17 protein-coding genes are annotated in these 13,989 nt (G+C 61.8%); 9 read left to right on the top strand and 8 right to left on the bottom strand.

Annotation, left to right across the window (positions count from 1 at the left end; genetic code table 11):
• The first annotated feature begins 8 nt into the window (after nt 1-8).
• The 8 genes from lptC to DNK59_RS04300 all read left to right on the top strand — a co-directional run bounded on the left by lptC (nt 9) and on the right by DNK59_RS04300 (nt 5,574).
• On the top strand, nt 9-581 hold the full coding sequence (lptC, locus tag DNK59_RS04335) for an LPS export ABC transporter periplasmic protein LptC (protein WP_016966644.1): 573 nt from the start codon (nt 9-11) through the stop codon (nt 579-581).
• On the top strand, nt 568-1,113 hold the full coding sequence (gene lptA / locus DNK59_RS04330; RefSeq protein WP_011059271.1) for a lipopolysaccharide transport periplasmic protein LptA: 546 nt from the start codon (nt 568-570) through the stop codon (nt 1,111-1,113). The genes lptC and lptA overlap by 14 nt, the downstream gene beginning before the upstream one ends.
• On the top strand, nt 1,113-1,838 hold the full coding sequence (lptB, locus tag DNK59_RS04325; RefSeq protein ID WP_011059270.1) for an LPS export ABC transporter ATP-binding protein: 726 nt from the start codon (nt 1,113-1,115) through the stop codon (nt 1,836-1,838). The genes lptA and lptB overlap by 1 nt, the downstream gene beginning before the upstream one ends.
• A 182-nt stretch (nt 1,839-2,020) precedes the next feature.
• Nucleotides 2,021-3,514: an RNA polymerase factor sigma-54 gene (locus DNK59_RS04320; RefSeq protein WP_110722390.1), complete on the top strand. Its 1,494-nt coding sequence runs from the start codon at nt 2,021-2,023 to the stop codon at nt 3,512-3,514.
• 128 nt (nt 3,515-3,642) lie between these two features.
• A complete protein-coding gene (gene hpf / locus DNK59_RS04315) occupies nt 3,643-3,948 on the top strand; it encodes a ribosome hibernation-promoting factor, HPF/YfiA family (RefSeq protein WP_016966642.1) in 306 nt (101 codons plus the stop codon).
• A gap of 12 nt (nt 3,949-3,960) precedes the next feature.
• On the top strand, nt 3,961-4,425 hold the full coding sequence (ptsN, locus tag DNK59_RS04310; protein ID WP_011059267.1) for a PTS IIA-like nitrogen regulatory protein PtsN: 465 nt from the start codon (nt 3,961-3,963) through the stop codon (nt 4,423-4,425).
• Nucleotides 4,426-4,427: 2 nt separating this feature from the next.
• Nucleotides 4,428-5,285: an RNase adapter RapZ gene (gene rapZ / locus DNK59_RS04305; protein ID WP_016966640.1), complete on the top strand. Its 858-nt coding sequence runs from the start codon at nt 4,428-4,430 to the stop codon at nt 5,283-5,285.
• 16 nt (nt 5,286-5,301) lie between these two features.
• Complete coding sequence (locus DNK59_RS04300; RefSeq protein ID WP_012722237.1) at nt 5,302-5,574, top strand: HPr family phosphocarrier protein; 273 nt, start codon at nt 5,302-5,304, stop codon at nt 5,572-5,574.
• A 29-nt stretch (nt 5,575-5,603) separates the two neighbouring features.
• Here the strand turns inward: DNK59_RS04300 and DNK59_RS04295 are convergent, their stop codons facing one another.
• The 6 genes from DNK59_RS04295 to pmbA form a co-directional block, all read right to left on the bottom strand.
• The gene (locus tag DNK59_RS04295) at nt 5,604-6,497 is read right to left on the bottom strand and encodes a ZIP family metal transporter (RefSeq protein WP_110722389.1); all 894 of its coding nucleotides are present in this window, start codon (nt 6,495-6,497) and stop codon (nt 5,604-5,606) included.
• Between the two features lie 34 nt (nt 6,498-6,531).
• Nucleotides 6,532-7,143 (bottom strand): superoxide dismutase, encoded by a 612-nt coding sequence (locus DNK59_RS04290; RefSeq protein WP_110722388.1) that lies wholly within the window; start codon nt 7,141-7,143, stop codon nt 6,532-6,534.
• 1 nt (nt 7,144) lies between these two features.
• Complete coding sequence (locus DNK59_RS04285; RefSeq protein ID WP_110722387.1) at nt 7,145-7,594, bottom strand: hypothetical protein; 450 nt, start codon at nt 7,592-7,594, stop codon at nt 7,145-7,147.
• 27 nt (nt 7,595-7,621) lie between these two features.
• A complete protein-coding gene (locus tag DNK59_RS04280) occupies nt 7,622-8,998 on the bottom strand; it encodes an aspartate ammonia-lyase (RefSeq protein WP_110722386.1) in 1,377 nt (458 codons plus the stop codon).
• A complete protein-coding gene (locus tag DNK59_RS04275) occupies nt 8,991-9,386 on the bottom strand; it encodes a FagA protein (protein WP_110722385.1) in 396 nt (131 codons plus the stop codon). Before DNK59_RS04275 ends, DNK59_RS04280 begins: the two co-directional genes overlap by 8 nt.
• 225 nt (nt 9,387-9,611) lie before the next feature.
• Nucleotides 9,612-10,958, bottom strand: coding sequence for a metalloprotease PmbA (gene pmbA, locus DNK59_RS04270; protein ID WP_110722384.1), 1,347 nt, complete (start codon nt 10,956-10,958; stop codon nt 9,612-9,614).
• A 108-nt stretch (nt 10,959-11,066) separates the two neighbouring features.
• Here pmbA and yjgA point away from each other — a divergent pair, with 108 nt between their 5' ends.
• Nucleotides 11,067-11,588: a ribosome biogenesis factor YjgA gene (yjgA, locus tag DNK59_RS04265; RefSeq protein ID WP_016966626.1), complete on the top strand. Its 522-nt coding sequence runs from the start codon at nt 11,067-11,069 to the stop codon at nt 11,586-11,588.
• Between the two features lie 49 nt (nt 11,589-11,637).
• Here the strand turns inward: yjgA and tldD are convergent, their stop codons facing one another.
• Nucleotides 11,638-13,080 (bottom strand): metalloprotease TldD, encoded by a 1,443-nt coding sequence (gene tldD / locus DNK59_RS04260; RefSeq protein ID WP_092319620.1) that lies wholly within the window; start codon nt 13,078-13,080, stop codon nt 11,638-11,640.
• Between the two features lie 26 nt (nt 13,081-13,106).
• Entirely contained in the window at nt 13,107-13,946 is an 840-nt protein-coding gene (locus DNK59_RS04255; protein WP_110722383.1) for a carbon-nitrogen hydrolase family protein, read from the bottom strand.
• Between the last annotated feature and the right edge of the window lie 43 nt (nt 13,947-13,989).

Genomic DNA, 13,989 nt, shown 5'->3' with positions numbered 1-13,989 from the left:
GCCCTCCCATGCTGAGTAAAAAGATTCGCACCATCCTGATCTTCGGGACCATCGCCCTGCTGTTCGCGGCGGTCGGTTACTGGAACATCAGCCCGGAACGCTTCCTCGACAAGCCTGTGGTGCAGGTCGACGAGAGCGCCATCGACTATTACGCGATCAACGCCCGCAGCGTGCAGTACCTGCCAGACGGCAAACTGCAGTACGAAATGACCTCGGACAAGGTCGAACACATCAAGGCCAGCGAAGTGACACTGCTGACCAAGCCCGACCTGCAGATGTACCGCGGCACCACTTATCCCTGGCATGTCCAGAGCGAGCGCGGCGAAGTCAATCCGGACGGCACCGAGGTCGAGCTGATCGATTCGGTTCGGGTTTCCCGCACAGACGAGCACAATCGCAACCTGCTGATCACCACCAGCCGCATGACAGTATTCCCGCAGAAGCAATATGCGCAGACCGAGCAAGCCGTTAGAATCGACGGCGCCGACGGCGTGACCACTGCCAAGGGAATGAAAGCGTATTTGAAAGACGGCAGGATGAACCTGCTATCGAACGTAAGAGGACAGTATGAGGCTCGTTAAAACCCTCCCTATTTTGCTCAGTCTGGGCGCAGCACTGGGAAGCGTGAGCGCCTGGGCTCTGCCGAACGATAGCCAACAGCCCATCCGCATTCAGGCCGACGACGCCCAGCTGGACGACAAGAACGGCGTGGCTACCTACAAGGGCGATGTGATCATCACCCAGGGTTCGATGAAGATCACCGGCAACACCGTGACCATCACCCGATCCAAGACTGGCGAAATCGATGTCGTGACGTCGGTGGGCAACCTGGCCTACTTCGAACAGCTGCAGAAGCAGACCGACCCGAAACCGGTCCAGGCCTACGCCGTGACCATCCAGTACCATGCCCAGCAGAACCGCATCGTGCTGATCGACAAGGCCAAGGTCATCAACGACGGCAATACCACCGAAGGCGAGAAAATCGTCTACGACACCGTCAAGCAAGTGGCTAACGCCGGTCGCGCCAACGGCAGCTCGGTCACCGCGCCACGTCCGCGGATCGACATGGTCATCCAGCCGAAAAAGAAAACCGACGAGCAAAAGGCCCAGTAATGGCAACTCTGAAAGCTCAGCACCTGGCCAAGAGCTACAAGAGCCGCCAGGTCGTGCGTGATGTCAGCCTGTCCATCGACAGCGGGCAGATCGTCGGCCTGCTCGGCCCCAACGGCGCCGGCAAGACCACCTGCTTCTACATGATCGTCGGCCTGGTCCAGGCTGATCAGGGGCGCGTCCTGATCGACGACCTGGATGTCAGCCACCAACCGATGCACGGTCGCGCCCGCGCCGGCATCGGCTATCTGCCTCAGGAAGCCTCGATCTTCCGCAAGCTGTCGGTCGCAGACAACATCATGGCCATCCTCGAGACCCGCAAGGAGCTCGACAAGGCCGGCCGCCGCCAGGAGCTGGAAAGCCTGCTGCAGGAATTCCACATCAACCACATCCGCGACAACCTCGGCATGAGCCTGTCCGGTGGCGAGCGCCGCCGCGTGGAAATCGCCCGGGCGCTGGCCACCGCCCCCAAGTTCATCCTGCTGGACGAACCCTTCGCCGGGGTCGACCCGATCTCGGTCGGCGATATCAAGCAGATCATCCATCACCTGAAGGCCAAAGGCATCGGTGTACTGATCACTGACCACAACGTCCGGGAAACCCTGGACATCTGTGAAACCGCCTATATCGTCAACGACGGGCAACTGATCGCCGAGGGCGACTCCGAGACTATCCTGGCCAACGAACTGGTCAAGGAAGTCTATCTGGGCCATGAGTTCCGCCTGTAACGGCTGAGGTGTCGGGCCAGACGCCAGAGCGCCGCAAACGATAAATCCCCACAAACTTTATTGTTACAGCGCTCTAGGCAAACACTTCAGTTTCAGGCATATAATTTGCTTATGTTTGGCGCTTCGGCGCCCTGTAGTGGATGGCGCATGTGCGCCGGCAAATAAGGTGTTAAGCCCCTGCCATGAAACCATCGCTAGTCCTCAGAATGGGCCAGCAGCTGACGATGACACCGCAGCTGCAACAGGCCATCCGCCTGCTCCAATTGTCGACCCTGGACCTGCAACAGGAAATCCAGGAAGCCCTGGAGTCCAACCCGATGCTCGAGCGCCAGGAAGACGGCGACGACTTCGACAACAGCGACCCCCTGGCCGACAACACCGAGTCCAAAACCAATACCGAAATCCAGGAACCCTCCTACCAGGAAACCGCCCCCACGGTGGACAACCTCGAGGAAGGCGAATGGAACGAACGCATCCCCAACGAGTTGCCGGTGGATACCGCGTGGGAAGACGTCTACCAGACCAGCGCCAGCAGCCTGCCCAGCAGCGATGACGACGAGTGGGACTTCACCACCCGCACATCGGCCGGAGAAAGCCTGCAGAGCCACCTGCTCTGGCAACTGAACCTGGCCCCGATGTCGGACACCGATCGCCTGATCGCCGTTACCCTGATCGATTGCATCAACAATCAGGGCTACCTGGACGAAACCCTTGAGGAGATCCTTGAGGCCTTCGATCCGGAGCTGGACATCGAACTGGACGAGATCGAAGCCGTACTGCATCGCATCCAGCAATTCGAACCTGCCGGTATCGGCGCACGCAACCTGGGTGAATGCCTGCTCCTGCAATTGCGCCAGTTGCCGGCGAAAACTCCCTGGCTGAGCGAGGCCCAGCGCCTGGTCTGCGATTACATTGACCTCCTGGGCAGTCGCGACTACAGCCAGTTGATGCGTCGCATGAAGCTCAAGGAAGACGAACTGCGCCAAGTCATCGAACTGGTGCAAAGTCTCAACCCGCGTCCCGGCTCGCAGATCGAATCCAGCGAAGCCGAGTACGTGGTTCCAGACGTCATCGTGCGCAAGGACAACGAACGCTGGCTGGTGGAGCTGAACCAGGAATCCGTGCCACGCCTGCGGGTCAACGCCCAGTACGCCGGTTTTGTACGCCGTGCCGACACCAGCGCCGACAACACCTTCATGCGCAATCAGTTGCAGGAAGCCCGCTGGTTCATCAAGAGCCTGCAGAGCCGCAACGAAACCCTGATGAAAGTTGCCACCCAGATCGTCGAGCACCAACGGGGCTTCCTCGAATATGGCGACGAAGCCATGAAACCCCTGGTTCTGCATGACATTGCCGAAGCGGTAGGCATGCACGAATCAACGATTTCCCGGGTGACCACACAAAAATTCATGCATACCCCTCGGGGCATATATGAACTGAAATACTTTTTCTCCAGCCATGTCAGCACCTCGGAAGGCGGCGAATGCTCGTCCACGGCAATCCGCGCGATCATCAAAAAACTGGTGGCTGCGGAAAATCAGAAAAAGCCGTTGAGTGACAGCAAGATCGCTGGTTTACTGGAGGCACAAGGCATTCAGGTAGCCCGTCGGACCGTCGCCAAGTACCGCGAATCCCTTGGGATCGCGCCTTCCAGCGAACGCAAGCGGTTGATGTAACCGCCGGGCCGGCCACAGCGTTTCGGAGTGTGCCTGCAAGCTGGCTGAGCCAGCCGGTTGCAGGCATGGTCTAGGTGGCAGGCATCTCAGCCTGCCGCGTTATGCACTGGCAACGAAGGAGAAGCTGTATGCAAGTCAACATCAGTGGACACCAACTCGAAGTGACTGAACCTCTGCGCGCTTACATCGGCGAAAAACTCGACCGGCTGGAGCGGCATTTCGACAAGATTACCAATGTGCAGGTCACCATGGCCGTCGAGAAATTGAAGCAGAAAATCGAAGCCACCTTGCACATCCACGGTGGGGAGGTTGTCGCCAATGCAGAACATGACGATATGTATGCCGCAATCGACCTGCTCACGGACAAGCTTGACCGCCAACTGAAAAAGCATAAGGAAAAGCAACTCCACCTTCTCCAAGGCACGGGTCGCTAACACTCCCCTCCCATGATCCGACTTGAAAGCATCCTGACCCCCGGCCGTTCCCTGGTGAACGTGCCGGGCGGCAGTAAAAAACGCGCCCTCGAACAAATTGCCAACCTGATCAGCCGTGAAGTGCCTGATCTGGAGATGCAGGACGTCTTCGAGAGCCTGATCGCCCGTGAGAAACTCGGCTCCACCGGTTTTGGCAACGGCATCGCCATTCCTCACTGCCGCCTCAAAGGCTGCGAGTCGCCCATCAGTGCACTGATGCATCTGGACGCTCCCATCGATTTCGACGCCATCGACGGCGCCCCGGTCGACCTGCTGTTTGTCCTGCTGGTCCCGGAAGCCGCCACCGATGCTCATCTGGAACTGCTGCGGCAGATCGCCAGCATGCTCGATCGCAAGGAAGTTCGCGATCGCCTGCGCAGTGCCACCAGCAACGAAGCCTTGTATCAGGTTGTCCTGGACGAGCAAAACGGTCAGTAATCATGCGCTTGATCATCGTCAGCGGCCGATCCGGCTCAGGTAAAAGCACCGCCCTCGATGTTCTCGAGGATCACGGCTACTACTGCATCGACAACCTGCCCGCCGGCTTGCTGCCCGAGCTGGCCGAACGCGCATTGATTCACACTGAACTGGCGCAACCGCTGGTAGCGGTGTCCATTGATGCCCGCAACTTGCCCAGCCACCTTTCACGCTTCCCCGAACTGCTGGAAGAAGTGCGCAGCCGGCATATCCAGTGTGACGTTCTTTATCTGGATGCCGACGAGGAAACCCTGCTCAAGCGATTCTCGGAAACTCGTCGTCGTCACCCGCTGAGCAGCGCCAATCGCTCGCTGGCCGAAGCAATCCACGATGAAACCCAACTGCTGGGCCCGATCGTCGATCTGGCCGACCTCAAGGTCAACACCACCAATCTGAACCTCTACCAACTGCGAGACACCATCAAGCTGCGCCTGTTGAACCAGCCGGAACCGGGTACCGCGTTCCTGGTGGAGTCCTTTGGTTTCAAGCGCGGCATGCCGGTGGACGCCGACCTGGTGTTTGACGTTCGCTGCCTGCCCAACCCGTATTGGAAACCCGAACTGCGTGCCCAATCCGGACTGGACGCCCCGGTGGCGGAATACCTGGCTGCGCAACCCGATGTCGAAGAGATGTTCCAGGACATCGAAAGCTATCTGCTCAAGTGGCTGCCGCGCTTCGCCGCCAGCAACCGCGCCTACGTGACCATTGCCATTGGCTGTACCGGCGGGCACCACCGCTCCGTGTACCTGACCGAGCGCCTGGGCAAGGTGTTGCAAAAAACCCTGAAGAACGTCCAGGTTCGCCACCGCGACCTTAGCTGAAAGGATCTACCCCGCGATGCCAGCTCTGGAAATCGAGATCATCAACAAACTGGGCCTGCACGCTCGCGCCTCGGCCAAGTTCGTCGGCGTGGCCGGCCAGTTCCCCTGCCAGATCCGCGCCGGCAGGACCCCGGAATCCATGGTCGACGGCAAAAGCATCATGGCCATGATGATGCTCGCCGCCGGCAAGGGCACCAAGATCCACCTCAAGACCGAAGGCGAGCAGGAACAGGAAGCAATGGATGCGCTGGTTGCCCTGATCAACAACTACTTCGACGAAGGCGAGTAGGCACGAGCGAGCCGCTCGCCACGCGGCATTCAGGCAAGCGCCGTGTCCATCACCATCATCAGGCAAAAACCGATACACAGGCCGAGACTGGCGAGCTTGTCATGGCCATTGCGCCGCGACTCCGGAATCACTTCATGAGTGACCACCAGCAGCATCGCCCCCGCTGCCAGGGCCAGCCCCAAGGGCAGCAGCACCTGCGCCAGGCTCACCAGCCAGGCACAGAGCAAGGCAAAGACCGGCTCCACCAGACCTGAAGCGGCGCCGATCAGGAACGCCTTGACCCGCGACATCCCCGCCCCCGCCAACACCAGGGCAATCACCAGCCCTTCCGGCACATCCTGCAAGGCAATGCCCATGGCCAGACTGTCCGCATCGGGCATGCCGCCTCCGGCCGACACTCCCACCGCCATCCCTTCAGGAATGTTGTGGGCAATGATCGCGAAGACGAACAACCAGATACGCGGGGCAATTACCGGATGCTCCGACGTGCCCACCAGCAGCTCCGGACTGCCCCCGGAAATCTTGCGATCCACCAGGAACAGGACAAAGGCCCCCAGCATGATGCCGGCACAGATCAGGCCGCTGGAGCCCCAGGCAGACAAGCCCAGATCCTGGGCTGCGGCAATGCCGGGGACAACCAGTGAAAACGCCGTCGCCGCCAGCATCACTCCGGCACCAAAACCCAACAGGGTGTCGCTCACCGCCACCGGCATCTGCCGGATCACCAGCACCGGAACCGCCCCCAATGCCGTGCCCAGGGCGCAAATGGAACCGCCCTGCAAGGCGCGCAGCAGGCGCGGCTCCAGGCTCAGCCAGCTCAGCCCTTGAGCCACCAGCAAAGCAGTACCCGCCAACAGCAACAGCGAACCGAAGGCATAACGAAACATTCGCCCGCTGCTGATCGCCAGTGTTTCAGTGCCCATAATCGGCCTTAGATCTTGTATCCAGGAGAAGGGATCAAACCATCGCGGCCCGGTAGCGCTGAGCCACTTCCGGCCAGTTGATCACGTTGTAGAACGCGTTGATGTATTCCGGCCGCCGGTTCTGATATCGCAAGTAATAGGCGTGCTCCCACACGTCCAGACCGAGAATGGGCGTATTGCCGTTCATCAGCGGGCTGTCCTGATTGCCGCTGCTTTCCACCACCAGCTTTTTCTCCGGAGTCACGCTGAGCCAGGCCCAGCCACTACCGAAACGGGTCAGCGCGGCCTTGGTGAAGGCCTCCTTGAAGCGTTCAAAACCGCCCAGTTGCTGCTCGATGGCCTGCCCCAAGGCACCTTCGGGCTTGCCACCGCCGGCCGGGGTCATGACCGCCCAGAACAGGGAATGGTTGGCATGACCACCACCTTGATTAATCACCGCGGCACGCAGTTGCTCGGGCAGTTGCTGGACGCTGGCCACCAGCTTCTCGATCTCCCAACCGGCCCACTCGGTGCCTTCCACTGCGGCATTCAGGTTGTTGATGTAGGTCTGGTGATGCTTGCTGTAGTGAATTTCCATGGTCTGCGCATCGATGTGCGGCTCCAGGGCGTCGTAGGCATAAGGCAGTGCAGGCAAGGTAAAGGACATATCAATGAACTCCGAAAATGGCGCCGCCGGCGCGGGGGATGTCGGTCGACAGGCCCGCGGCGTTGTCGCCCAGCAGACGATGGGTGCGGGGGTATTCACCGTGCTCGCCGATGAAATTCAGCAGCTCGACATAGGTCTTGCTGCTCTGGCGCCAGGCGGCTTCGCGCAAGGCCGGGGTCAGGCGACTGTCCTGCATGGTCTGCAGCAGGCGCTGATGGATGGCGCAGAGGTATTCCGCACTCTCCTCCGGCTGGTTCAGGCGTAGATGCAGGTCCGCCAGGTTGTGATGGGAAATCACGCAGGCCGCCACCGCTTCGTCGGCATCCGCCCAGCGCTCGAACAACACCTGGGCCAGCGCCAGCGCCTGCAGGTAGAACTCGCGAGCATCCACCAGTTCACCCCGCATAAAGAGACGATTGGCCCTTTCGATCGTGCGTTTCCAGTGCTCCATGGTGCGCCTCCAAAACGGTGTCGAGGGTTACAGGCCGCCTGCGGTGAGTTTTTCCGGATCCAGCAGAGTTTCGAGCTGGCTACGCGGCAGATCGGTGAGCTCCAACGCCACATCGATCACCGGCCGTCCCTGCTTGTAGGCGGTCTTGGCAATTTCTGCGGCCTTCTGGTAGCCGATGATCGGGTTCAGAGCGGTGACCAGGATCGGATTGCGCGACAGCGCCTCCTTGAGCTTGGGCTCATTGACCTTGAAGCTGGCAATGGCCTTGTCCGCCAGCAGCCGGCTGGAACTGGCCAGCAGCTCGATACTGCCCAGCAGGTTCTGGGCAATGATCGGCAGCATCACGTTGAGCTCGAAGTTGCCCGACTGGCCAGCCACGGTGATGGTGCTGTCGTTACCAATGACTTGGGCGGCAACCATCGCCACCGCCTCCGGAATCACCGGATTGACCTTGCCCGGCATGATTGACGAACCCGGCTGCAACCCTTGCAGCTCAATCTCGCCCAACCCCGCCAGCGGGCCGGAGTTCATCCAGCGCAGGTCGTTGGCGATCTTCATCAACGACACCGCGGTGGTCTTGAGTTGGCCGGATACCGACACCGCGGTGTCCTGGGAACCGATCAGGGCGAACAGGTTCTTGCCCGGGGTGAACTGCACCTGGGTCAGGTGGCTCAACTGCTGGCAGAAGCGCGCGGCGAACTCGGGGTGGGCGTTGATCCCTGTGCCCACCGCAGTGCCGCCCTGGGCCAGGGCCTGCAGGCTCGGCAACAGATCCTGCAAGTGAGCGATGTTGGCCTTGAGCTGTTGCGCCCAGCCGTCCAGCACCTGGCTCATGCGTACCGGCATGGCGTCCATCAGGTGAGTACGCCCGGTCTTGATGAAGGGATGCACCTGCACCGCCTTGCGTTCGATGACCTCCACCAGATGCACCAGTGCCGGCAGCAAGCGCTCGTGCAGGGTCAGGGCGGCGCTGACGTGAATGGTGGTGGGAATGATGTCGTTGCTGCTCTGACCACAGTTGACGTGATCGTTGGGATTGACCGGCTCGCCCAACAGGCGGCCGGCCAGGGTCGCCAGCACTTCGTTGGCGTTCATGTTGGAACTGGTGCCTGAACCGGTCTGGAGGACATCCACCGGGAAGTGCTGCATGAAGTCGCCTTCCAGGAGGCCCTGAGCGGCATCGACAATGGCCTTGCCCTGGGATTGGCTGAGCTGACCCAGTTCGACGTTGGCCCGGGCCGCAGCGGCCTTGGCCAGGATCAGAGCACGGATGAAGGCTGCCGGCATGCGCTGGCCACTGATGGGAAAGTTATCCACCGCCCGCTGGGTCTGCGCGCCGTACAGCGCCTGCTCCGGGACCTGCAGTTCGCCCATGCTGTCACGTTCGATACGAAAGTTACTCATCGGGAAATCCTTGCATCAGTTCAATCAGGGGAATGGAAGGCAGCAGCGACACCGTCGCCAACTGCCAGGCATGTCTTTGCCAGCGCTTGAGCCGGCACTTGCACAACGACAACCGCTCCAGATCGCGCAATGGGCGCCAGGCCTGGTCCAGGCACAGGCTGCGCCAGTGCCAGGGCAAGGCGGTATCGGTAGCGGTATCGATCAATAAACGGAAGGAAGTTTCAGCGACGGTCCACGCCGACATGGAGGTGCAGCACGCCAGATAGCGCCCTTCGGCCAGGTAGTGCTCAATCAGACGCGGTTCATCCGGCTCCAGCGCGCAACGGATCTGGCGACTCATCCAGCGCCAGCTTTCGAGGTAGGGCTGCTCGTGCAAGGCAGAACTCATGACCTGGGCTCATTGATTAATGATTTTCATTATTAAATGATATTGAGAATCAAATCAATCTGACTTGTACGATTTTCACCCAACGCCTGTAGGAGCCGGCTTGGCGCCGAAGAGGCCCTGAGGCGTCAGGACGCCTTCGCTGGCAAGCCAGCTCCTACGAGAATTGCGCGCATAAAAAAACGCGCCACCCGGGGAAGGTGGCGCGTTTGGCTGGCACAGAACCGGTCAGCTGCCGGCGACGGTCATGCGTTCGATCAGCACCGAGCCGGTGCGGATGTTGCTGCGCAGTTCCAGGTCGCTGCCCACGGCCACGATCTGCTTGAACATGTCGCGCAAATTCCCGGCAATGGTCACTTCCTGCACCGCGAACTGGATCTCGCCGTTCTCGACCCAGAAGCCCGCCGCGCCACGGGAGTAGTCGCCAGTGACCATGTTCAGGCCATGGCCCATCAGCTCGGTTACCAGCAGGCCGCGTCCCATGCGCCGCAACAGCGCAGCCTGATCTTCATCGCCATGGGTGACGAACAGGTTGTGCACGCCGCCGGCATTGGCGGTGCTGGGCATGCCCAGTTTGCGCCCGGAATAAGTGCCGAGCACATAGGACACCAACTCGCCGTCCTTGACGAAGGGCTTGGCATAGGTGGCCAGGCCATCGCCATCGAACGCCGAACTGCCCATGGCGCGCATCAGGTGCGGCCGCTCGTCGATGGTCAGCCACTGGGGAAACAGCTGCTGGCCCAGAGCGCCTTCAAGGAACGAAGATTTGCGGTACAGGTTGCCGCCGGAGATTGCCCCGAGAAAACTGCCGAACAGCCCGCCGGCCAGTTCGGCGGAAAACAGCACCGGCACTTCGCAGGTCGGCACCGGACGGGCACCCAGCCGGCTCGCCGCGCGCTGGGCCGCACGCTGGCCAATGCTCTGCGGATCCGCCAGCAACTGGCCCTGGCGATTGACGTCGTACCAGTAGTCACGCTGCATCTGGCCGTTGGCCTCGGCGATCATCACGCAGCTCAGGCTATGGCGGGTCGAGGCGTAACCGCCGATGAAACCATGGCTGTTGCCATACACCCGGCACCCCTGGTGGGTGCTCAAGGTGGTGCCATCGGCATTCTTGATCCGGCTGTCGGCGGCAAAGGCTGCCGCCTCGCAGGCCAGGGCCTGCTCGATCGCTTGCTCGGGGGTGATGTCCCAGGCATGGAACAGATCGAAGTCCGGCAGATCCTTGGCCATCAGGGAGGAATCGGCCAGGCCCGAAGCTTCATCTTCCGAAGTGTGCTTGGCAATCGCCAGAGCCGCGGCCACGGTTTCACGAATGGCCTCCGGACCGCTGGCGGACGTGCTGGCCGAACCCTTGCGCTGGCCCACATAAAGGGTGATGCCAAAGCCCTGGTCGCGGTTGAACTCCACGGTTTCCACTTCCCGCTGGCGCACCGACGTCGACAGCCCCTGCTCCAGGGACACCGCCACTTCGCAGGCACTGGCCCCCTGGCGCTTGGCCTCGGCAACGATCTGCTCGACTTGCTCCTGCAGGGCCGGCAAAGCCTGTGGGCCGACGCTTTGTGCTGCACTCATGCTGTTCTCCACTCAAATTCTGCTTTCGATTAAGGCCGGCGAGCGACCGAGCCGGACAAGCGGCCCTCGACTGGTTATCATGGCGGCGTTTCTTTGCGGACTGCCACCATGGTTGATTCTTACGACGACTCCCTCGATGGGGAGAAAAGCAAATCCCAGGTCAAACGCGAGCTGCATGCTCTGGTTGATCTCGGCGAGCGCCTTACCACCCTCAAGCCCGACCTGCTGAACAAACTGCCTCTGACCGACGCCTTGCGCCGGGCCCTGGCGGATGCGCCCAAGCACGTCGCCCATATCGCCCGCAAACGCCACCTGCAATTCATCGGCAAGCTGATGCGGGACCAGGACACCGACGCGATTCTGCAACTGCTTGATCAACTCGATGCCTCCACCCGGCAGTACAACGAACGCTTCCATAACCTGGAACGTTGGCGTGACCGCCTGATCGGCGGCGGCGATGACGTGCTGGAAAAGTTCGTCAACGAGTACCCGGATGCCGATCGCCAACAGCTGCGCTCCCTGATCCGTCAGGCCCAGCATGAGGTGGCCCATAACAAGGCGCCGGCCTCCAGCCGTAAAATCTTCAAGTACATCCGCGAACTGGACGAGACTCAACGCGGCCTGCGCTGAGCCTTCCACGGGGTGAGCTGCCCGGCAGCTCACCCGACGCCCTCCTTCCTTATGCCCCAGTGCCACCCACGGTGATCGCATCGATCTTCAGGGTCGGCTGGCCGACGCCCACCGGCACCGATTGTCCATCCTTGCCGCAGGTACCGACGCCGCTGTCCAGGGACAAGTCATTGCCCACCATCGACACCCGGCTCATGGCCTCGGGTCCGTTGCCGATCAGGGTCGCGCCCTTGACCGGTGCGGTGATCTTGCCATCTTCGATCAGGTAGGCCTCGCTGGTGGAGAACACGAACTTGCCGCTGGTGATGTCCACCTGGCCGCCGCCGAGGTTGGCGCAGTAGATGCCCTTCTTCACCGAAGCAATGATTTCCGCCGGGTCGCTTTCGCCCCCCAGCATGTAGGTGTTGGTCATGCGCGGCATGGGCAGGTGGGCATAGGATTCGCGCCGCCCGTTGCCGGTACGGGCCACGCCCATCAGGCGGGCGTTGAGCTTGTCCTGCATGTAGCCCTTGAGCACGCCGTTCTCGATCAGCGTGGTGCATTCGGTCGGGGTGCCTTCGTCGTCCACGCTCAGGGAACCACGGCGCCCGGCCAGGGTGCCGTCGTCGACGATGGTGCAAAGCCTGGAGGCCACCATTTCGCCCATGCGCCCGCTGTACGCCGAACTGCCCTTGCGGTTGAAGTCGCCCTCCAGGCCATGGCCCACGGCTTCGTGCAGCAGCACTCCGGACCAGCCGGAGCCCAGCACCACCGGCAAGGTGCCGGCCGGTGCCGGAATCGCTTCCAGATTGACCAGGGCCTGGCGCAACGCTTCACGGGCATAGCCCATGGCCCGGTCCTCGCTGAGGAAATAGCGGTAATCGGTCCGCCCGCCACCGCCGTGGCCACCGCGCTCGCGACGGCCGTTCTGCTCGACGATGACACTGACGTTGAAGCGCACCAACGGCCGCACATCCGCCGCCAGGCCGCCGTCGGTGGAGGCCACCAGGATTCGCTCCCAGACCCCGGCCATGCTCACGCTAACCTGCTGGATACGCGGATCCAGGGCCCGGGTCGCGGCGTCAACACGCTTGAGCAGCTCGACCTTCTCGGCGCGGCTGATGACCTCCAGCGGATTGTCCGGCGCGTACAGCTGAGCCACGTCCTGGGTCGAGAACGCCTGCACCGTGCCGTTCTGCCCGGCCCGGGAAATCGAACGCGCCGCTCGGGCGGCGAGGCCCAGGGCTTCAAGGGTGATGGCGTTGCTGTAGGCAAAGCCGGTCTTCTCACCGGACTGCGCGCGCACCCCGACCCCCTGATCAAGGTTGAAACTGCCTTCCTTGACGATCCCGTCTTCCAGGGACCAGGACTCGGAAATCTGCCCCTGGAAATACAGGTCGGCGGCGTCGATGCCCGGGCCGGCCAAATCCCCCAGCACGCCCTGCAGGCTTTCGATGGTCACGCCGCCAGGGGCTAGAAGATGTTCACTGACTGAGGACAACAACCCGCTCATATGCTTTGGCCTTAAATTCGTCGTACTTATGCAAGCCGTTGAACGCCTTGCGAGAAAATGCGCCGGTGACTGAACACCGGCATCCGCGCCCGGATGGACGCCTGTTCACTGCTGTCGCGCTCGGCCAACAGCACAGCCTCACCTTGATCCTGCTGCGCCAGCACTCGCCCCCAGGGGTCGACGATCGCCGCGTGGCCGTAGGTTTCCCGCGGGCCCGGGTGCACGCCGCCCTGGGCCGCCGCCAGTACATAGCACTGGGTCTCGATGGCCCGGGCCCGGATCAGCACCTCCCAGTGGGCAGCACCGGTGACCGCGGTAAACGCCGAAGGCGCGGTAATCAACTCGGCACCGGCAGCGCGCAGCTCGCTGTACAGCTCGGGAAAGCGCAGGTCATAGCAAACCGTCAGCCCTACCCGTCCTACTGGCGTATCCGCCACCACCACGCGGTTTCCATGAGCATAGTCATCGGATTCACGATAGCGGCCGCGATTGTCGGCCACGTCGACGTCGAACAGGTGCAACTTGTCGTAGCGCGCCACCCACTGTCCCTGGTCATCCACCAGCAACGAACAGGCGTTGGACTTGGCATCGGGCTGATGCTCGGGTGGCAGCGGCAGGGTGCCGGCGACAATCCATAACCTGAGGTCGCGGGCGGTCTGTTTCAACCACGGCAGGATCGGTCCCTCGCCCAGGGCTTCGGCGCGACCGATGGCGGCCATGTCGCGGCGGCCCATGGCGGCGAAGTTTTCCGGCAGCACCGCCAGCCTGGCGCCACCTTCGGCAGCGCGTTCGAGCAGGCTGTGGGCCTGCTGCAGATTGGCCAGAACATCGCTCTGGCTGACCATTTGAATCACCGCAAGAGACATGGCGCACTCCGTATTGGGTAGGCCGCCATGCTACTCCATGGGC

Origin of the sequence: Pseudomonas sp. TKO26 (assembly GCF_003225665.1) — a bacterium.
Classification (GTDB): Bacteria; Pseudomonadota; Gammaproteobacteria; order Pseudomonadales; family Pseudomonadaceae; genus Aquipseudomonas; species Aquipseudomonas saponiphila.
Note: the sequence above shows the minus strand (reverse complement) of the source record. Positions and strands in the feature narration are given on the sequence as shown.